Here is a 19,686-nt window from a genome sequence, read left to right as displayed (position 1 = left end):
ACTGATTAATTTATAATAGTACTATGGATAGATACATACTTACTGATGCCCAATGGGCAAAAATGGAACCTTTTTGCCTAGGTAAAGTGACCGATCGAGGTCGTAGTGGAAAAGATAATCGATTATTTTTAGAAGCAGTCCTTTGGATTGCCCGTACAGGCAGTCCATGGCGTGATCTACCTGCTCATTTTGGTAAATGGAATACCGTCTTTAAAAGATACCGTGATTGGGTGAAAGCTGGTGTATTTGAAACTATTTTTGCATCTGTAAATGAAGATGTTGATTTGGAATACGCCATGATTGATGGAACGATTGTTAAAGTTCATCGACATGGGCAAGGTGCAAAAGGGGGACTTTCAAACAGTCTATAGGTAGATCTCGAGGTGGAATGACCTGTAAAATTCTTGCCTTAGTGGATAGTCTAGGCAACCTCATTAAGTTTCGATTAATGCCTGGTCAATATCACGATTTAGTAGAAACCAAACCTTTAATCGAAGATGTTGATTTTCAGGCATTACTAGCGGATAAAGCATTTGATGCAGATTGGCTCATCCAAGAACTCAATGAACGTAAAGTGAAAGTGGTGATCCCACCTAAATCTAATCGAAAAGTAATGAGAGCATTTGATACGATTATGTATAAATGGCGTCATCTCATTGAAAACTATTTCTGTAAGTTAAAAGAATTTAAACGTATAGCGATGCGTAGTTGTAAAACAGATACGAGTTTTGAAGCCATGATTCAATTGTGCGCGAGTTTAATTAACTCTCGGTAATTCTCAACAGACCCTAATAAAACGAAACAAATAATTATTTTAAATTTTTCATTTTGCTCTAAATTCAGGAAAAGTAGTAAGTATGCAAAATAAGCAATAATTCCAATGCTAATTCCTACAGTTAAGTAGGTTGCAACAACGACTGGGTTGATGTGAATGATGCCAAAGAAAGTTAGTCCAATAACCACTGCAACCAAAAATAAAAAACTAAACACAATTTTGGGTGCATTTTTATTTTCTACGACAGGTTTGCTACAGGTGTTAGATTCTTGACGCAGTTCATTAAAAGTTTGAAGTTGCGGGATAGCCAAAAAGCGGAAAATTAACAACGCTATCAACATCCCAAGGCCACCGATACCAAAGCCTAAATGCCAGCCATAATCGCGAGCTAATAGACCTGTAATGAGCGGGGCAATAAACGAGCCCATATTAATTCCCATATAAAAAATGGAGAATCCGGCATCTCGTCTACTATCTTGAGCTTTGTATAAAGTTCCGGCAATCACTGAAATACAAGTTTTAAATAAACCTGAGCCAAGAACAATCAGAACTAGACCGAAATAAAAAAAGAATTGATCAAAAATGGTGGTGAGGGCAATTGATAAGTGACCTAAAGCAATAATAATTGAACCGTACCAGACACCACGCGCCTGACCTAACCAGTTATCAGCAATCCACCCACCAAAAACTGTCATTAAATACATTGAGCCTGCAAATAATCCTACAATAGCTGCGGCAGTTGGTCGATCAAGTGCTAGCCCACCGTCATTCACCATAGCAACCATATAAAGAACAAGTAAGGGGCGAATTCCGTAATAAGAAAATCTTTCCCAAAGTTCTGTAAAAAATAAAGTTTTTAATGGTTTTGGATGACCGAAAAATGCTTTATCGGTCTGTTCAAGTTCATGTTTCATTATTCAAATCCTTGAATGATTTTATGTTTTTTATAAACATAACTTTTAGTTTGTTTATTTATAACCAAAATTTATGTTTTTATTTTTTAGTTATTTTTAACAATAAAAGCAAATTTACCTTGTATAAAAACAGTGAATGAAAAAGAACATGAATAGTGGAGTTCGTGGATAGCGAATAACACAAAGGAGCGTTCATTTGGCAAATCAAAGAACTGCCGAGTACTGAAATGCTCTATAAGAATTCATAAAAATGAAAACTATTTGGTAGATTGTAAATAAACAATAAAGAACTTACTTGGATGGCTTAACCAAGGCGCTTAAGTCATCTAAACAACTTAAAAATGAGTAAGAATGGATGCTTTAAGAAGCATAAATATTTTTTGTGTAATCTAATAAGAATCTCAACATTATATATAAGAAAGTATTATGATCATGAACGACTGTTAGAAATTGATGCAGCGGATTATATCAGTGCAACAATTTTGCACTAAATTAGGGCAATAATAAGCTATTTAAATATGCCATAATTTGAAAATGTGTGAATATGGTGCATTTGCACAAGCAAACAGTATAATGGGTTCAAGACAAGGGGCCTAAATCATGAATACTTATAAGTAATTCAATGTTTTAGGTAAGTCTTATAAAGTTGGTATGAGAATTGCTTAATAAATACCAGCAACTAACACGCACTTAACAAGTGCAACAAAATTTCATTGGAGCAAAATGAGCATGGCGAACAAGGTCCTTCAACTCATACAAGAAAGTGGCGCAAAATGGGTCGATTTTCGCTTTACTGATACTAAGGGTAAAGAACAGCACGTAACTTACCCAGCTGATTCTATTGATGAAGATACTTTTGAAGACGGTAAAATGTTTGATGGTTCTTCAATCGCTGGTTGGAAAGGTATTGAAGCATCTGACATGATCTTACGTCCAGATGCGGAAACTGGTTTCATCGACCCGTTCTTTGCTGAACCAACTGTAGTTGTGACTTGTGACGTTATTGAACCTTCAACTGGTCAAGGTTATGAGCGAGACCCACGTTCGATTGCTCGCCGTGCAGAAGAATACTTAAAATCTACAGGTATCGGTGATACTGCATTCTTCGGTCCAGAACCAGAATTCTTTGTATTTGACGAAGTGAAATGGGACATCGATATGTCTGGCGCTCGTCATACATTAATCGCTGAAGAAGCTGCTTGGTCTACTGGTAAAGACTATGAGTCTGGTAACTCTGGTCACCGTCCACGTGTTAAAGGCGGTTACTTCCCAGTTCCTCCAGTCGATTCTTCACAAGATATGCGTGCAGAAATGTGTGCAAAAATCGAAGACATCATGGGCCCAGGTCGTGTAGAAGTACATCACCATGAAGTTGCTTCTTGCCAGTTAGAAATTGGTGTGAGCTTCAATACTCTTGTTCGTAAAGCTGACGAAGTTCAACAGTTCAAATATGCTGTTTGGAACGTTGCACATCAATATGCAAAAACAGCTACGTTTATGCCTAAACCAATGGTAGGTGATAACGGTTCTGGTATGCACGTTCACATGTCTATCTCTAAAGATGGCAAGAACTTGTTTGCTGGTGATGAATATGCTGGCCTTTCAGAAATGGCGTTGTACTTCATCGGTGGTATCATCAAGCACGCTCGTGCATTGAATGCAATCACAAACCCATCTACAAACTCATACAAGCGTTTGGTTCCTCACTTCGAAGCACCAATTATGCTTGCTTACTCAGCGCGTAACCGTTCTGCGTCTATCCGTATTCCATACGTTTCTAGCCCTAAAGGTAAGCGTATCGAAGCTCGTTTCCCAGACCCAATGATGAACCCGTACTTAGGTTTCGCTGCATTGTTAATGGCTGGTATCGACGGTATCCAAAACAAGATCCATCCGGGCGAAGCTGCTGACAAGAACTTGTATGATCTTCCTCCAGAAGAAGAAGCAAAAATCCCAACAGTTGCTCATAGCTTAGATATGGCTCTTGAAGCACTTCAAGCAGATCACGAATTCTTGTTAAAAGGCGGCGTGTTCACTAAAGAAATGCTTGATGCATACATCGAACTTAAAACGGAAGATGTACGTCGTCTTAACACGACTACTCACCCAGTTGAATTCGATATGTACTACAGCTTGTAATACGTATTTCGTAAAAAAGCCTGCTTATGCAGGCTTTTTTATTGCTTGCAATGTTGATTGAATTCTCTACGTTTTTTATCAAAAATTTGGGGTAAACTAGGTGCGAGTTTTCATGTGAGCAGATTATGCGTAAACGACAACCAGTACTTAAACAGGAAGAAGTGTTAAATCCTGCATTGAAAACATGGTTGTATGCGTCTGGTTCTCTGACCCAACAATTGACTGAACTTGGCGGTGGACAGTTCAGCGTAAAACCTTTTAAAGAATACTTTCAGCGTTTAACTTTTGCAGACAGTCAATGGATGAATATGCCTCATACCCATACTTCATGGGTAAGGGAAACATATTTATATGGCTGTGAAGTGGAACCTTGGGTTAAAGCAAAAAGTATTTTTCCAATTCGAAGTTTACAAAAAAAAGCCCGTATATTTCAGCATATTGGTTCTAAACCGATAGGTCGTTTTTTATTTCAAAGAACTACGCCACTGTGTGATCGCCGTGTTATTCGCTTACCCGAAGGTTGGACGCGACAAAGTTGCTATACTTGGCATGGCTGTAAATTTATTGTTCAAGAAACATTCTTACCGGCTTTTGAAGCTTTTTTATATCAGCAGCACGACAAGGAATTACTATGACGACTGCAACAGGTACAACATGGCGTCAGCGTTTAGAAGCTTATTATTATCTATGCCGATTTGATAAGCCAATTGGTACAGAACTGGTGTTTTGGCCAACCATGTGGGCACTTTGGGTTGCATCAAAAGGAATACCGAATTTAGGTATTTTATTCGTCATGATTTTAGGCGTTATTTTTATGCGCGCTGCTGGATGTGCGATTAATGACTTTGCTGATCGTAAAGTAGATGGTCATGTAGAGCGTACAAAAACTCGTCCTTTGGCAACAGGTGTCATTCGTGCGAGGGAAGCAGTATATGTATTCTTAGGTCTTGTTTTAGCAAGTGCATGTCTTTTGTTCTTTTTACCTATAGAAACTTTTTATTGGTCATTTGGCGCGTTATTTTTAGCGTTTATTTATCCATTTATGAAACGCTATACCAACTTACCGCAAGTTTTTTTAGGAGCAGCATTTTCATGGTCAATTCCAATGGCCTTTACTGCTGTAGGTAAAACTCCGGATCTGACTTGCTGGCTGCTGTATTTTGGTAATTTGGCTTGGACAGTGGCTTATGACACTCAATATGCAATTACAGACCGCGAATATGATTTAAAGATTGGTGTGAAATCTACAGCTATTCTTTTTGGTCGATATGACATCCAGATTATTGCACTCCTACAAGCAGCCAGTCTTGTTTTGATAGGAACGGCGTTGTATTTAGAAAATATCTTATTTCCATGGGCAATTGTTGCTTTAATTGTTGTGGCATTCGATTTTATATATCAAACAATTAAAACCAAAGACCGCAACCCTCAGGTTTGTTTCTGGGCATTTCGTCACAATCGCTGGGTAGGATTAATCATTTTTCTAGGAATATTTTTAAATTTCATATAGTAAAAATGACCGTGAGGTTGAAAAGTGTTCTATGCAGAGCACTTTTTTTATGTCTTAATATTTGTGCATAAAAATTATGCGGAATAAATAACACATAACATAAAAAGGATATTTTATGAAACGGTCAAAAATCGCTTTAGCTATAACATTATCGGTTTCAGCATTATTTCTTACAGCATGTAATGACAACAATGACGATTACACTGGGATAGATTCAAATAAAACCTTTTTGTCTGAAAGTAATTACGCTATAGATAAAGTTGATAATGCTTCATCAATTAAAGTCATGACTTATAACATGACAAATGTGCAGGGAAAAACAGCTACTGCTACTGCTATGGTATTGTTCCCAAAAGCATCGCAACCTAAAGATGGTTATCGAGTGGTTGTATGGGAGCATGGAACTGTAGGAGTAGGAGATAGCTGCGCGCCAAGTAAAAATGCAATTAATCCGCGATTTAAAATTTTAGCTGAAAACTTATTAGCAGCAGGTTATGTGATTATTGCACCAGATTATGAGGGTTTAGGTACGCCAGGTGTACATCCGTACTTAAACTTATCTAGTGAAGCAAAATCCGCATTAGCAGCAGTCAAGGCAGCAAAAGACCATTATGGAAATCAGTTGAAAGGCGATTGGATGTCAATTGGCCAATCACAAGGTGGACATGCATCATTAGGTACTGCTGAATTCGCCAATACAGATACAAGTTATAAAGGTGCTGTAGCTGGGGCGCCGGCATCAAGCTTGGGCACAATTATTCAAATTTATATTGATCCTGCAATGAATCAAGATAGTAATTTTGCAGTTAGTAAGCTAGATCAGGCAATTATAGCGCGTAGACAAATTGATGCAGCGATTGCTGCAGGGCAAATGTCTCCAAATGATCCACTGGCGCTTGGTGTACCAACAATTGATAAAACTGCAGAAGGATATGCTGAATTGTTAGCATATGCTGCTTTTGCAAGTGCTGGGATTAAAGCACAGCAACCAAATTATGATTTGAAGTCAATCTTTACATCAGGGGCAGCTGATATTGCAGAATTGGCTTATGGTCGTACAGGAGATGATGGTACATGTCTGAGTTATCCTGCACCTGATACTGCAAATGGTTTACAAGAGAAATTTAAAGCAGGAATCCTAGCTTTCTTAGCTGACCCTACACATCAAATTTCACAGTACGGTATTGATCTAAATAAATTCAAGACCGATCAAGTAGTTCAAAGCTTTTTAACATCGACTCAACCTGCAACGAATGCTACAGCTGAAAAAGTTATTAAAGCACCTGTATTTATTATTCAAGGTGAAAAAGATCAAGCAGTATTGCCTGTAGTAACACAAGCCTTATTCGCAAATATGAAAGCGAATGCTTTGAAATTTTTCCCTCAAGCTGGGTACGATAAGGGATATAACTTAACTATTGTACCGAATGCGACTCATACACAAGCAATCGTATGTCAAAATGCAAATGCCATAGATTTTATTCAAACGAATATGTCAGCAGGTACCGGTATTGTTTTAACTGATGCACAGAAAGATGCTAGCCAAAGCCCGCACTGTACAGGTAAGTTCTAAGTTTTATTTAACTAGCATTTAGCTTAAGAAAAGAGCCTTTATATAGGCTCTTTTTTGTTATATTGTTACATAGCTTAAAATTAATGATGTTCGAGTTTAAATCACTTATGAGTCAGCAATCAGTTGAAAAAAAATCTGTTCCTTGGTTATTAATGGGGTTGGGTTTACTTATTCCTTTTTTAATTATTGGAATGCTTTTCTTGGCTGCAAAGAGTGATGCTAAGAATAAAAAACAATATGAGCAGCAACGTATAGAAATGGAAAAAAGAATAGCTGAAAAAGAGGCTGCAAATTCAGATAAGAAATAGCATTAGCTGTTCAATGAATATCTCTTTGTAGTTGGCGTACGCTCGGTATGCTTGTATAACGTTTTACGATATATCCGGCTTCTGTCAGCATTTGATCGCGTAGACGGTCTTCTTCTGCTTTTTCAAGATGAGTAGGGTCATCTAACTCAATAATAGCAATTACTTCCATTTTGTCATTAAGCAAAACAAAGTCGGTAACTTTACGATTGAATTGGCTACGAACCTTATAGTCATTGCTGGTGATTAATGCGCTAAACGCCACTTGCGCTAAAACATGGCAACTTGGGAAACTCTGTTTTAGACGTATAAACATTTGAGTTTCAAAATTAGTAATAACAGGACGAGCAAAGAATTTTTGTTTTGGGAATAAATAGGGACGTAAACAAACAACAAGAAAAATACAGGTGCTTAAGCAACCTAAAACAATAAAAAATAAGTGACTCGATTCGAACATGTGACAACATCATACAAATAAAAACCCACTCGTAATGAGTGGGTTTTTAAGAATCTTGGCTCTCCCACCTGGGCTCGAACCAGGGACCTGCGGATTAACAGTCCGTCGCTCTACCGACTGAGCTATGGGAGAATCTGGAAAAGGATTTTAGGCAGGAAAGGGGGCTGGGTCAAGCCTTAATAGCAGAATTAGTGAGAATATCTAATCGTTTGGCTTAAAAATACACGAAACATTGATTTTATTCAAAATAATAGAAAGTTATTAGAGGATTAGAAAAGAAAAAACCCGCAATAAATGCGGGCTTTTAGAATCTTGGCTCTCCCACCTGGGCTCGAACCAGGGACCTGCGGATTAACAGTCCGTCGCTCTACCGACTGAGCTATGGGAGATTAGTAGATGGCTCTCCAACCTGGGCTCGAACCAGGGACCTGCGGATTAACAGTCCGTCGCTCTACCGACTGAGCTATTGGAGAATCTGATGCGCATTTTATGGATGAAATCTAAAAGCGTCAATAAGAATATTAAAGAAAATGAATCGTTTGCTTGATTAATATGCTTTTGTTGCCTTAAAAATAAAAAAACCACCCTAAAGAGGGTGGTTTTTTATAAAGAAATAAAATTATTTCTCTACACCAGCTGGCTGACCTGCAAGTTTTGCATTTGCATAGTCCCAGTTCACAAGGCTTTCTAAGAAAGTTGCGATGTATTTAGGACGTAAGTTACGGAAATCGATGTAGTAAGCATGTTCCCATACGTCAATTGTTAATACAGCAATTTGACCATGTGCAAGTGGAGTGTCTGCATTTGAAGTTTTAGTAATAGAAAGTTTACCGTTTACTTCATCAGCAACTAACCAAGCCCAACCTGAACCGAATTGAGTTGTTGCAGCAGCAGTAAATTCTTCTGCAAATTTTTCGTAGCTACCAAAAGCTTCGTCGATTTTAGCAGCGATTGCGCCAGTAGGCTTTCCACCACCATTTGGCTTCATGCTGTTCCAGTAGAAAGTGTGGTTCCAAACTTGAGCAGCATTGTTGAAAATACCAGCTTTAGATGCGTCACCAGCAGTTGCTTTGATGATTTCTTCTAAAGTTTTACCTTCAAGGTCAGTGCCTTTGATAAAGTTGTTTAAGTTAACAACATAGGTGTTATGGTGTTTGTCGTGATGGTATTCTAAAGTTTCTTTACTGATATGTGGCGCTAAATCATCATAGCCATATGGAAGTGCAGGTAAAGTAATGGTTGTCATGTTCCTATTCCTTGCATTTGCTGGGTTATACAATATTAAGTGGCTCTATTGTAAATGATTCTGTTAACAATAGGGCATCGTTTTAAAGAACTATACACAATAAAGATCTAATTAATACGCATAACACAGATTGAAAAAAAGACTTAATTAAATCGGATTATTCAATTCAAAATATTCAGATTCAACTGTGAACTGTTTTGAAATGGCTTGTGCCAAACGTTGAACTCCATAACGTTCGGTTGCATGGTGACCACAGGCAAAATAATGAACACCTAATTCTTTTGCTTCGTAAAAAGTTCGTTCACTGACTTCCCCTGAAATATAAGCATCACAATTTTGCAAAGCAGCTTTAGCAATAAAATCCTGAGCACCGCCTGTACAGAAACCTACTTTTTGAATCGTTTTCTTCTCGGCTGGTAAGTGAATCACTTTAAAATCAAAACTGTTTTGTAGTTTTGCTTTAAAGTCATCTACAGAAAGTGCTTGTTCTAAATAACCAATATTACCAATTGGGTGTTTCTCGGTTAAATCGAGTGGTTCTAAGCTTTGCAAGTTTAGCTTTTCTGCAATGGCGATATTATTGCCTAAAGATGGGTGTGCATCTAAAGGTAGATGATAAGCGACTAATGAAATATTATTTTGAATGAGTTTCTTAATGCGGTTGCCTCGCATACCAGTAATAGGATACGGTTCGCCTTTCCAAAAATAACCGTGGTGTACAAGTAATAGATCGGCATTTTGAGCAATAGCTGCATCAATTGCATCTTCAGAAGCAGTCACTGCACAAACAATACGTTTTACTTCAGTTGAACCTTCAATTTGCAGGCCATTTGGTGCGTAATCTTTAAACTCTGCTGCTTTTAAGGTTTGGTCGCACCACTGAATAATTTCATGCAAATTTGCCATGATATTTCCTGAATTGAGTAGTAAAAGTTGCTAAAGCTATAGAAACATATTTTGTTGTGTAACTAAAGCTAGACAAATCTTTTTTGACTTTTTTATGTATATCGACATATTTAATTTAAAATGCTTAACTGAAAACTCTTTTTGTTCAATATATTAATTTAATTAAAAACTTCTTTGCGTAGAGGATATGAACGTGCGCCGCACCTTTACATGGTTACCTTGGGTGTTACTTATTATTGTAATTGCCAGTTTTATTGCATGGCAAAAATACCATCAGCCGAAACCAACTGTTGCAGTTGATGGGGTGCAAATGCCTGCTGAGAAAGTTGAGCCTCTGGTGAATACTTCTCGAACGGGTGGGGTGGTATCTTATAGTGCTGCGGTAAAAGTTGCAGCGCCGGCAGTTGTTAATATTTTTACGACCCAGAAAGTTAAACAAAATCATCCTTTATTAAGTGATCCGGTTTTCCGTGAATTTTTTGGAAATCAGGTTCCTGAACAACAACAGCAAAATGAAAATAGCTTAGGTTCAGGGGTTATTGTTCGTGCTGATGGTTATATTCTTACCAACAACCATGTGATTGCCCAAGCTGACCAGATCGTAGTTGCTTTACATGACGGACGTCGTGCAGAAGCTACAATTGTGGGGACTGACCCAGATACAGATTTGGCAGTTATTAAAATCGATTTAGATAAACTGCCAGTATTGCCATTTAAATTGAGTGGTAATGAAGTGGGTGACGTTGTTTTAGCAATTGGTAACCCGTTTGGTGTAGGACAAACGGTAACTCAAGGTATTGTTTCAGCGACAGGTCGATCAGATTTAGGTATTAATACCTATGAAGACTTTATTCAAACTGATGCAGCAATTAACCCTGGAAATTCAGGGGGAGCCTTAATTGATGTTGCTGGTAACTTGATTGGTGTGAATACGGCTATTTTTTCACAATCGGGTGGTTCTTTAGGTATTGGTTTCGCTATTCCCGCGAAGGTTTGTCAACAAGTACTTAACTCAATTTTAAAAGATGGCCGTGTGGTTCGTGGTTGGTTAGGTATTAGTTTACTACCACCTACACAAGACGATGTATTGGCACCAAAACCACCAGTTGGTGTAATCGTTGCTGATGTATTAAAAAATGGTCCAGCGGCTTCTGCTGGTATTAAAGTGGGCGATAAAATTGTTCAGGTGAATAATGAACCGATTACTTCGGCTTCTCATTTGATTAACTACGTTGCTTTACAGGCGCCCAATAGTGAAATTAATGTATTGGTTGAACGAGATGGTAAACAACAAAACTTTGTTGTGACTGTGGGCGAGCGAAAAGCGCAAAATACTCAATCTCAGTATATCCCGCTTCCTAAACGTTAAAACCTCAATAAAAAAAGCCTCACGATGAGGCTTTTTTTATGACTACTGATTAAGAATGGCTAAAACTTTGATGTTGGTTTTTAAACTCAGCTAAAGCCTCAATTCGATATTGAATGAGCATTTCACCAATTTCTGCACCCTTAATGTTGTCAGGTAAATCCTGAACTTTAATAGAGCGAACAATCTGCATGGCTTCACGCATATATTGAGCTTGAGGATATGGACGGTCTTCTAGTCCTAATCTGCCTTTTGCATCACATTCACAGGCTTGGACAAAAGCTTCTACTCTTTCTGGACGACGTAAAACATCTAAGCGTTGTAATAGACGCCATAAAGTACCTGGCTTTAATGACATAATCTGGTGGCATTTCAAATGTTCTTTACACACTGATAATGCCAACTGCTTGGTTTGCGTTGGGACTCTTAAACGTTCACATAATTGAGTAACTGGTTTAATTCCACGTTCTTCATGCATGATATGACGAGGAAGCTCATCGGCTGGAGTAAGAGCCTTACCTAAATCATGCACTAAAACAGCAAAACGTACATCGAGTGAGTAATTCGATTTACAAGCTTGTTGTAATGACATAAGGGTATGAACGCCACAATCTACTTCAGGATGATATTCAGGACGTTGAGGTACACCAAATAAAGCATCAATTTCAGGGAAAAGATGTTTTAATGCGCCACAATCACGCAAAGTTTGAAAATAAATATCTGCATGAGTTTCCATTAAAGCGCGAGAGGTCTCTTTCCAAACACGCTCTGGTGTTAATGCATCCAGTTCACCTGACTCTGCCATGGTTTGCATAAGTTGCAAAGTCTCTGGCGCAATTTGAAAACCATATGGAAAATATCGTGCAGCAAAACGAGCGACACGCAAAACCCGTAGGGGATCCTCAGCAAATGCTTCTGAAACATGACGTAGAATTTTATTTTCTAAGTCGCTTTGACCGCCATATGGATCATATATTTTGCCATCTTGATCCATGGCAATTGCATTAATTGTTAAGTCACGGCGAATTAAGTCGTCTTCTAAACTTACGGTTGTATCAGTAAAGAATTGAAACCCATGATATCCCTGACCAGACTTTCGTTCGGTTCGTGCAAGTGCGTATTCTTCTTTGGTTTGAGGATGAAGAAACACAGGGAAATCTTTGCCTACAGGCTGGAAACCTTGGGCGAGCATGTGTTCCGGCGTTGCACCGACAACAACATAGTCTTTTTCTTGATAGGGATGCCCAAGTAAAAAATCTCGGACGGCACCGCCTACTAAATACACTTGCATGAAAAAACCTCTATTCTTCAAGCAATCATGCTACAGAATAGAGGTTTTCTCAAGTGATTAGAGATGCTTTTCGTAAAAAGCAGTTTCTAAATTACTTTTCTTGTTGTTGAATTTCAGCAACAGTTAAAGCAGTCATATTGATAAGGCGGCGAGTCGTCGCTGTAGGTGTCAAAATATGAACTGGTTTAGCAGCACCTAGCAAAATTGGACCAATTGTAACGTTGTTACCAGAAGTTGCTTTTAACAAGTTAAATGAAATGTTTGCTGCATCTAGGTTCGGCATAATCAGCAAGTTTGCTGAACCTTTGAAACGTGAACCTGGGAAAGCATATTGACGGATGCTTTCATCTAATGCTGCATCACCATGCATTTCACCTTCAACTTCAAGCTCTGGAGCTTGCTCAGATAAAATACGATAAACTTCACGCATTTTTTGAGCGCTTGAATCAGTCTGGTCGCTACCGAAGCTTGAATGAGAAAGTAAAGCTACGCGTGGTGTAATACCAAAGCGACGTACTTCTTCAGCTGCTAAAATTGTCATTTCAGCAAGTTGTTCAGCAGTCGGGTTAGTATTTACATACGTATCAGCAATAAACAAATTACGGTCTTCAAGCATTAATGCATTGAGCGTGAAGAAGTTGTTCATGCCTTCTTTAAGACCAATAACGTTACGCACAAAGTCAAGGTGAATGTTATAGCTACTGTACGTACCACATAACATACCATCTGCTTTGCCGAATTTAACCAGAAGAGATGCAATTAAAGTTGAACGACGGCGAGCTTCACGTTGAGCATATTCAACAGTAATGCCTTTACGTTGCATTGTTTGATAGTAGTCTTTCCAAAACTCTTCGTACATCGGGTTTTGTTCTTGATCTACAATCTCAATATTTACACCGTGTTGTAAACGTAGACCTAATTTTTTGATGTTTGCTTCAATGACTGCAGTACGACCAACTAAAATTGGTTTAGCCAAATCTTCATCCACTGCAATTTGAACAGCACGTAATACGCGCTCATCTTCACCTTCAGCATATGCAATACGTTTAGGATCTGTTTTTGCTTGAGCAAAGATTGGTTTCATCAAGAATGCTGAGTTATAAACAAACTCAGAAAGTTTTTGACGATATGCAGAGAAATCTTCGATAGGGCGAGTTGCAACACCTGAATCCATTGCTGCTTTAGCAACAGCAGGTGCGATTTCTAAAATTAAGCGTTGATCAAGTGGGCGTGGAATTAAGTAGTCACGACCAAATGAAGCAGATTTTTCACCATAAGTAGCTGCGTCAGCTTCTACGTGAGCCATACGTGCAATTGCGTGTACACATGCAATTTTCATATCTTCGTTAATTGTTGTAGCACCTACATCAAGTGCACCACGGAAGATATAAGGGAAACATAACGCATTGTTTACTTGGTTCGGGTAGTCCGAACGACCAGTTGCCATAATGACATCAGGACGTACTTCATGTGCATGTTCAGGCAGAATTTCTGGATCTGGGTTTGCTAATGCAAAAATAATTGGATTTTCAGCCATTTGTTTCACCATATCTTTGGTGAGAATACCTGCAGCTGAAAGACCTAAGAACATATCTGCGCCAGCCATTACTTCATGTAATTGAGTCGCTTTAATGTCTTGTACATAACGCTTTTTAGATTCATCTAAGCCTTCACGTGAAGTCGTAAGTAGACCACGAGAATCGGCAACAATGATATTTTCTTTATTTACGCCTAACGCGCAAAGTAAATCTAAACAAGAAAGGGCAGCAGCACCTGCACCTGAAGCAACGATTTTGATTTCTTCAATTTTCTTGTTAACGATTTGTAGAGCATTTAATAATGCTGAACCTACAATAATACTTGTACCGTGTTGGTCATCATGAAACACAGGAATTTTCATGCGTTCACGAAGTTTCTTCTCAATATAGAAACATTCTGGTGCTTTGATATCTTCAAGGTTAATGCCGCCAAAAGTTGGTTCTAATGAAGCAACAATATCAACGATTTTATCTGGATCGTTTTCAGCAATTTCAATATCAAATACATCAACACCAGCGAACTTTTTAAACAGAACGCCTTTACCTTCCATTACCGGTTTAGAAGCTAATGGACCGATGTTACCTAAACCAAGAACCGCAGTACCGTTACTGACAACAGCAACTAAGTTACCACGCGCTGTGTATTTTGCAGCAGCTGAAGGATCACGTTCAATCTCTAAACATGGAGCAGCAACCCCTGGTGAATAAGCTAGAGCCAAATCTCGTTGGTTGACGAGTTGCTTACTAGGCGTGACGCTGATTTTCCCTGGATTTGGATATTCGTGGTAATTTAAAGCGGCCTGTTTTAAAGATTGATCGTCCATCTGAGTCTCTATTTGATACAAAAAAGCAAACTAGTCAAATCACTCATTTAGGGGGAGGCAACTCATTTCGTTTACTTTGCTTTAATTTTTACCAATTAAGAGAATAGTAGACGAATTGCCAATAGCCCCGTAGTGAGCTAAATGCTAAAGAATATAACACTACTTCTTTATTTCTCACAGTCAAAAACGCTCATTTTTGGAAAAACCAGCGCATGTAAAATAGACTGTTAAAACAATTATGAAATATACGTATTTGATTGTAGATATTGAATAATCTGATTTGGATGGAGTGGGCGACTAAAGAAATAGCCTTGTAAAAAATCACATTGTTGTTTTTGTAGATAAATGACTTGTTCCTCAGTTTCAACACCTTCAGCAACCAGTTTTAATCCCATGCTTTTACCCATCGCAATCATGGCATTGACAATCGCTTCTTGTTTTTGATCACCAATTTTAGAAATAAAGGCTCGATCTATTTTCAAAACATCGATTGGGTACTCTGTTAGATAAGCTAAAGATGAATAACCTGTACCAAAATCATCGAGTGCAATTGAAATATTGCGTTCTTTAATTGAATGCAATAATTTTTTCACATTATCAGTATTGTCTAATAAAGCCGATTCGGTAATTTCTAGCTCTAAATTTGAACCATCTAACTGATATTGTTCTAAAAACTCATCCAAGTCATTGAGTAAAAGGCCTCGATGAATTTGTTGGGCAACAATATTTACCGAGACTTGGATATCTGTATAGCCAGCTTTTTTCCATTCTTGTAATTGTTTGCCGACTTTATCTAAAACGACTTTACCGATATCAGAAATAAGGCTACTACGTTCAGCAAAAGGAATAAACATATTTGGCATAACTAGTCCTTTTTCAGGATGTTGCCAGCGAATTAAAGCTTCAAAACCCTTAACTGATTTGTCATTTAAATTAATTTTCGGTTGGTAATAAACAACGAACTCATCATTTTGAATGGCTTTACGGAGTTCTTGTTCTAAATCGGCTGTCTTATATGGATTTGTTGTTTTATTACAATAATAGCTAATAGTATTGCCTCCCAGACGTTTTGCTTCTGACAATGCTTGTTCAGCGTGGTTGTTAAGATGGTCAACTTGTCTGCCATGTTCTGGAAAACAAGCGACTCCAATAGATGCTGTAATAAAATATTCCTGCTGATCAATATAAAAAGGTGCATTCAAAGCTTGTAATATATTTTGACAATATTGCTCAATATTTGGGTGAATCGGTGATATTTCATAAATAATCGCAAAATCGTCCCCATTTAAATAAGCGACTAAAATAGCATTAATATTGGTGAGACGTAGACGCTGTGCAAATTGTTTCAGTAGTTCGTCACCACTATCATTATTTAAGAACTCATTAAATGCTCTAAATCTATCAATATTAATTCGAATTAATGCCAGATTTTTAAAACTATAAGAAGGATTGACTAAATATTGATGTAATTGATTGTAATAATAAAAACGGTTAGGAAGGTGAGTTAAACTATCATAATTTTTTAAATAAGATAAATGTTGTTCTTGGCGTTTTTGCTCAGTTAAATCACGTGCAAAACCAATATAATTAATGACTTGATTGTGTTCATCTTTAACCGCATTAATATGAAGCCATAAATAAACGCTCTTACCCGATGCAAATTTTTCATCAAACTGGCCCATATATTCACCAGTTTTAAGAAGTTGTTGGGTAATCGAGTCATGAAACTGTTGTTGCTGCAATTTCTGATTTATTGCGATGTTAAATAACTGCTGATTTAATAACTCAGATTTCGAAAAACCAGTTAATTTTTCATAATAAGGATTAACATCAATATAATTAAGTTTTTCATCAAGAATGAAAATTCCTTCAGCAGCTTGTTCAAGAACAATAGCGCAGAGTCTTAGATGCTCTTGATCTTTTTTTTCCTGATGAATATCTCTGGTCATTCCAACCATGCGTAAAGCTTTATTGGTTTTAGGATCACGGCTAATGACACGCCCTACATCATGAATCCAGCGCCAAGAGCCATTACGACGTAAAATACGAAAAGTAATATTGAAATGATCAGATTTTCCTTCCAAATGTTCTTTTAAACGTTCATCAAATAATTTTCGGTCATTCGGATGAATACGCTCTAATATGGCTTTGAGATGTAAAGAGGTATTTTGCGTTTGTTTTTGTTGATCAAAAAAAGTGATTTCTAGTTTTTGTTTTTCAATATCCCAGTCCCACGGTCGAATACCTGCAGTTTCATGGGCAAATGCTAAATTATGACGATGACTTTCAAGCCTCTCATTCATTTTGGTTAAGTCGTATGTTCTCTCACGTACTTTTTGTTCGAGTAAATGATTATTAAATTGAAGCTGTGCTTCAATATCTTTGGATTTATTTACTTCTTGTTGGAGCTGTACACATAACTCTTCAGCCCATTGAGTATGCTGTTCTGCGACTTGTACAAGTTGCTTATTTTTAAATAATAGTTGAGAAATTTTTTGATAGTTACGTTGAGTTGCATATGCACAAAGCAAAGTTGCTACAAAGGCTAAGTTATAAGCAAAGTAAAAAGGAAGTTGGGTGACTTGAGAATGGGTAAATTGACTAATAAGGAGTGGAACTGTACTTGGAATAAAGAGTAAATAAAAATATCGGGGCTGCTGAGTTAAAAAAGTAAGACCAATAATGTGTGCTGAAGTAATAAATAGGGCGATTAGGATATGAACATCGGATATGGAGATTAAGCTAGCTGGAAGCGAAAAATGAAGAACAATTATATTTATTCCCATTAAAATTCCAGAGAGCAAACAAATAGCTTGCAGGGTCAAATCAGTTTTTTTAATAAAATTAATATCGCGATATTGTGTTAAAAGTTTTGGAATAAATAATAGACAGGTAAAAATTAAAACGGTAAAGCCAATTGACCAAATAAACTTTGTAATGTAAGAAGTAAAGTAACAAGAGAAAATAAGGGCTGAAATTATGCAAAGTAATATTAGGCTAATCAGATACCAGCGAATATATTGAATTGAGAGCCGGAGCTGTTCAATTTTTGTTTGATGCTGTAAATATTCTTCCTGAAGGCCAGACATAAGATTTTTCTATCCTATTTTTTTACATTTATACAGAAAGAATCTGATTTATCAGTGGAAAAAAATTTAAATTAATATTCATACAGTAAAAGTAAGTTAACTTTAATTGTTGATTTAATCAATGTTCAATTAGTTTATATGGATAAAAACCGATAATTTAAAATAGATAATGCTACAACAGGTGCAGTTTCAGTGCGTAATACACGATCTCCAATACACCAGTTCATAAAACCAGCTTGATTCGCTTGCGTAATTTCATTTTCGCTTAAACCACCCTCTGGACCAATTAATAGGGCAAGTTCAGGCTGAATCCCTGACAATACATCTTTTTGTTCTTTTTCAGGAGCTAAAACAAATTTAGATACAGGAAGTTCAGAAGAGCTTAGCCATTCATTAAGCGAAATAGGGGCTAAAACTTCTGGGACTAAGTTAAGTCCACATTGCTCACATGCTGCAATCGCAACAGCTTGCCAATGGTCTAATTTTTTTTGGTCTCGGTCATATTTCAAACGCATTTCACAACGTTCACTGGTTAAAAGCTGAATTTTGCTAACACCAAGTTCAGTGGCTTTCTGAATAGCATAATCCATTCGGTCACCTTTACTCATGACCTGACCAAGAATAGCTTTAAAAGGAGCGTTACGGTTTGTAGGATTAAAACTCTCAATTGTGATAAATGCATTTTTTTTATTAATTTCGGTCAATGTTGCGAGATATTCTCCGCCTTGTCCATTAAATAGAGTCGCTTGTTCTTGTAGTTGTGCACGTAAAACACGTACCCAATGATGGAATACCGATTCAGTCAGCTGAATTGTTGAGCCAACTGTAAGTTCAGTTTCGATAAAAAAACGATTCATTGGGTACGCCTTACAAAATTAATTTAAACCAAGATCAACAACAAGTTGACGAGTTGGTTCGACTTGGTTCATTGAGTAGAAGTGCAAGCTTGGTGCACCACCTGCAATCAGGCGTTCGCATAGCTTAACAACAACTTCATGACCAAAAGCTTTAATACTTTCACTGTCATCGCCATAGGCTTGTAACTGCTTACGGATCCAGCGAGGAATTTCAGCACCAGTACCATCTGCAAAGCGAATTAAGTTGCTTGCATTGGTAATCGGCATGATACCAGGAGCTACCGGAATGTTAATTCCAGCTTTTTCCAAACGCTCCATAAAATAAAAGTATGAATCTGGATTAAAGAAGAATTGGGTAATTCCAGCATTGGCACCAGCTTGTACTTTTTCAATAAAACGTTGGATGTCTGAATCAAGGCTTTCAGCTTGAGGATGCATTTCTGGGTAAGCTGCAACTTCAATATGAAAATGATCACCTGAGTGCTCACGAATAAAACGTACTAAGTCTTGAGCATAAGGAAGCTCGCCAAGACCAACCTGTCCAGATGGTAAGTCGCCACGTAAAGCGACAATACGGTCAATGCCTTGAGCTTTATATAAATCGAGTAGTTCAGCAATACGCGTCTTATCATCACCAATACAAGAAAGGTGAGGGGCAACAGGAGTGCCTTTACCGTTGAAATCTTCAATAGCGGCAAGTGTACGTTCGCGAGTAGAACCACCAGCGCCATAAGTAATCGAGAAAAACTCTGGATTTAATAGCTGTAATTCTTGGTGAACAATACGAAGTTTTTCAGCACCGGCATCAGTTTTTGGCGGGAAAAACTCAAAAGAAATAGGTGTACGTTTAGTCATGTCAAATCCTTGTAAACAGCGAAACATTTTTAGAAAAAAGG

At 37.6% G+C, this 19,686-nt stretch carries 15 protein-coding genes, 3 tRNA genes and 1 pseudogene; 7 read left to right on the top strand and 12 right to left on the bottom strand.

What is annotated here, in order from left to right:
* The first annotated feature begins 23 nt into the window (after positions 1–23).
* A protein-coding gene (locus MKL35_RS14065) for an IS5 family transposase (protein ID WP_099143725.1) occupies positions 24–775 on the top strand; the annotation gives its coding sequence in 2 pieces (ribosomal slippage) (positions 24–360 and positions 360–775; 753 coding nt in all).
* Between the two features lie 8 nt (positions 776–783).
* Here the strand turns inward: MKL35_RS14065 and MKL35_RS14060 are convergent.
* A pseudogene (locus tag MKL35_RS14060) lies at positions 784–1,709 on the bottom strand (peptide MFS transporter); the annotation flags it as partial.
* Between the two features lie 703 nt (positions 1,710–2,412).
* Here MKL35_RS14060 and glnA point away from each other — a divergent pair.
* The 5 genes from glnA (at position 2,413) to MKL35_RS14035 (ending at position 7,219) form a co-directional block, all read left to right on the top strand.
* The gene (gene glnA / locus MKL35_RS14055; protein ID WP_002052696.1) at positions 2,413–3,828 is read left to right on the top strand and encodes a type I glutamate--ammonia ligase; all 1,416 of its coding nucleotides are present in this window, start codon (positions 2,413–2,415) and stop codon (positions 3,826–3,828) included.
* Positions 3,829–3,953: 125 nt separating this feature from the next.
* Positions 3,954–4,463, top strand: coding sequence for a chorismate--pyruvate lyase family protein (locus tag MKL35_RS14050; protein ID WP_032010250.1), 510 nt, complete (start codon positions 3,954–3,956; stop codon positions 4,461–4,463).
* Positions 4,460–5,338: a 4-hydroxybenzoate octaprenyltransferase gene (gene ubiA / locus MKL35_RS14045; RefSeq protein WP_004707723.1), complete on the top strand. Its 879-nt coding sequence runs from the start codon at positions 4,460–4,462 to the stop codon at positions 5,336–5,338. Before MKL35_RS14050 ends, ubiA begins: the two co-directional genes overlap by 4 nt.
* 115 nt (positions 5,339–5,453) lie before the next feature.
* The gene (locus tag MKL35_RS14040) at positions 5,454–6,911 is read left to right on the top strand and encodes an alpha/beta hydrolase family protein (protein WP_032010249.1); all 1,458 of its coding nucleotides are present in this window, start codon (positions 5,454–5,456) and stop codon (positions 6,909–6,911) included.
* A gap of 107 nt (positions 6,912–7,018) precedes the next feature.
* Positions 7,019–7,219, top strand: a complete 201-nt coding sequence (locus MKL35_RS14035) for a hypothetical protein (protein WP_025465707.1) — start codon at positions 7,019–7,021, stop codon at positions 7,217–7,219.
* Between the two features lie 10 nt (positions 7,220–7,229).
* On the opposite strand, the gene MKL35_RS14030 is transcribed toward MKL35_RS14035, so the two are convergent.
* The 6 genes from MKL35_RS14030 to MKL35_RS14005 form a co-directional block, all read right to left on the bottom strand.
* On the bottom strand, positions 7,230–7,673 hold the full coding sequence (locus tag MKL35_RS14030; protein WP_106479593.1) for a DUF2726 domain-containing protein: 444 nt from the start codon (positions 7,671–7,673) through the stop codon (positions 7,230–7,232).
* Between the two features lie 56 nt (positions 7,674–7,729).
* Positions 7,730–7,805, bottom strand: a tRNA-Asn gene (locus MKL35_RS14025).
* Between the two features lie 181 nt (positions 7,806–7,986).
* A tRNA-Asn gene (locus MKL35_RS14020) sits at positions 7,987–8,062 on the bottom strand.
* Between the two features lie 8 nt (positions 8,063–8,070).
* Positions 8,071–8,146 (bottom strand) — tRNA-Asn (locus tag MKL35_RS14015).
* Between the two features lie 146 nt (positions 8,147–8,292).
* Positions 8,293–8,919 (bottom strand): superoxide dismutase, encoded by a 627-nt coding sequence (locus MKL35_RS14010; protein ID WP_032010246.1) that lies wholly within the window; start codon positions 8,917–8,919, stop codon positions 8,293–8,295.
* 147 nt (positions 8,920–9,066) lie between these two features.
* Positions 9,067–9,825 carry a Nif3-like dinuclear metal center hexameric protein gene (locus MKL35_RS14005; RefSeq protein ID WP_004886136.1) on the bottom strand — a complete coding sequence of 253 codons (759 nt, stop codon included), beginning with the start codon at positions 9,823–9,825 and terminating at the stop codon, positions 9,067–9,069.
* Positions 9,826–10,018: 193 nt separating this feature from the next.
* On the opposite strand from MKL35_RS14005, the gene MKL35_RS14000 reads away from it, so the two are divergent.
* Positions 10,019–11,194, top strand: a complete 1,176-nt coding sequence (locus MKL35_RS14000) for a S1C family serine protease (RefSeq protein ID WP_002052780.1) — start codon at positions 10,019–10,021, stop codon at positions 11,192–11,194.
* Between the two features lie 49 nt (positions 11,195–11,243).
* Here the strand turns inward: MKL35_RS14000 and MKL35_RS13995 are convergent, their stop codons facing one another.
* The 5 genes from MKL35_RS13995 to metF all read right to left on the bottom strand — a co-directional run bounded on the left by MKL35_RS13995 (position 11,244) and on the right by metF (position 19,645).
* Positions 11,244–12,482: a multifunctional CCA addition/repair protein gene (locus tag MKL35_RS13995; RefSeq protein WP_031952957.1), complete on the bottom strand. Its 1,239-nt coding sequence runs from the start codon at positions 12,480–12,482 to the stop codon at positions 11,244–11,246.
* 91 nt (positions 12,483–12,573) lie between these two features.
* Entirely contained in the window at positions 12,574–14,844 is a 2,271-nt protein-coding gene (locus MKL35_RS13990) for an NADP-dependent malic enzyme (RefSeq protein ID WP_002052468.1), read from the bottom strand.
* A 236-nt stretch (positions 14,845–15,080) separates the two neighbouring features.
* A complete protein-coding gene (locus MKL35_RS13985; RefSeq protein ID WP_032010245.1) occupies positions 15,081–17,933 on the bottom strand; it encodes a putative bifunctional diguanylate cyclase/phosphodiesterase in 2,853 nt (950 codons plus the stop codon).
* Positions 17,934–18,067: 134 nt separating this feature from the next.
* Complete coding sequence (locus tag MKL35_RS13980) at positions 18,068–18,790, bottom strand: 16S rRNA (uracil(1498)-N(3))-methyltransferase (RefSeq protein WP_032010244.1); 723 nt, start codon at positions 18,788–18,790, stop codon at positions 18,068–18,070.
* Positions 18,791–18,808: 18 nt separating this feature from the next.
* A complete protein-coding gene (metF, locus tag MKL35_RS13975; RefSeq protein WP_004707740.1) occupies positions 18,809–19,645 on the bottom strand; it encodes a methylenetetrahydrofolate reductase [NAD(P)H] in 837 nt (278 codons plus the stop codon).
* Positions 19,646–19,686 lie beyond the last annotated feature (41 nt).

The organism is Acinetobacter sp. AOR41_HL (genome assembly GCF_027854645.1).
Taxonomy (GTDB): Bacteria; Pseudomonadota; Gammaproteobacteria; order Pseudomonadales; family Moraxellaceae; genus Acinetobacter; species Acinetobacter nosocomialis.
This window is presented reverse-complemented; position numbering and strand designations above follow the sequence as displayed.

What these genes read in the sequence shown, in the direction of transcription:
- MKL35_RS14040 (WP_032010249.1), top strand. Translation starts at nt 5,454, where the DNA reads ATGAAACGGTCAAAAATCGCTTTAGCTATAACATTATCGGTTTCAGCA.
- MKL35_RS13995 (WP_031952957.1), bottom strand. Translation starts at nt 12,482, where the DNA reads ATGCAAGTGTATTTAGTAGGCGGTGCCGTCCGAGATTTTTTACTTGGG.
- MKL35_RS13985 (WP_032010245.1), bottom strand. Translation starts at nt 17,933, where the DNA reads ATGTCTGGCCTTCAGGAAGAATATTTACAGCATCAAACAAAAATTGAA.
- MKL35_RS14005 (WP_004886136.1), bottom strand. Translation starts at nt 9,825, where the DNA reads ATGGCAAATTTGCATGAAATTATTCAGTGGTGCGACCAAACCTTAAAA.
- MKL35_RS13980 (WP_032010244.1), bottom strand. Translation starts at nt 18,790, where the DNA reads ATGAATCGTTTTTTTATCGAAACTGAACTTACAGTTGGCTCAACAATT.
- MKL35_RS14030 (WP_106479593.1), bottom strand. Translation starts at nt 7,673, where the DNA reads ATGTTCGAATCGAGTCACTTATTTTTTATTGTTTTAGGTTGCTTAAGC.
- ubiA (WP_004707723.1), top strand. Translation starts at nt 4,460, where the DNA reads ATGACGACTGCAACAGGTACAACATGGCGTCAGCGTTTAGAAGCTTAT.
- MKL35_RS14050 (WP_032010250.1), top strand. Translation starts at nt 3,954, where the DNA reads ATGCGTAAACGACAACCAGTACTTAAACAGGAAGAAGTGTTAAATCCT.
- MKL35_RS13990 (WP_002052468.1), bottom strand. Translation starts at nt 14,844, where the DNA reads ATGGACGATCAATCTTTAAAACAGGCCGCTTTAAATTACCACGAATAT.
- glnA (WP_002052696.1), top strand. Translation starts at nt 2,413, where the DNA reads ATGAGCATGGCGAACAAGGTCCTTCAACTCATACAAGAAAGTGGCGCA.
- MKL35_RS14010 (WP_032010246.1), bottom strand. Translation starts at nt 8,919, where the DNA reads ATGACAACCATTACTTTACCTGCACTTCCATATGGCTATGATGATTTA.
- MKL35_RS14035 (WP_025465707.1), top strand. Translation starts at nt 7,019, where the DNA reads ATGAGTCAGCAATCAGTTGAAAAAAAATCTGTTCCTTGGTTATTAATG.
- metF (WP_004707740.1), bottom strand. Translation starts at nt 19,645, where the DNA reads ATGACTAAACGTACACCTATTTCTTTTGAGTTTTTCCCGCCAAAAACT.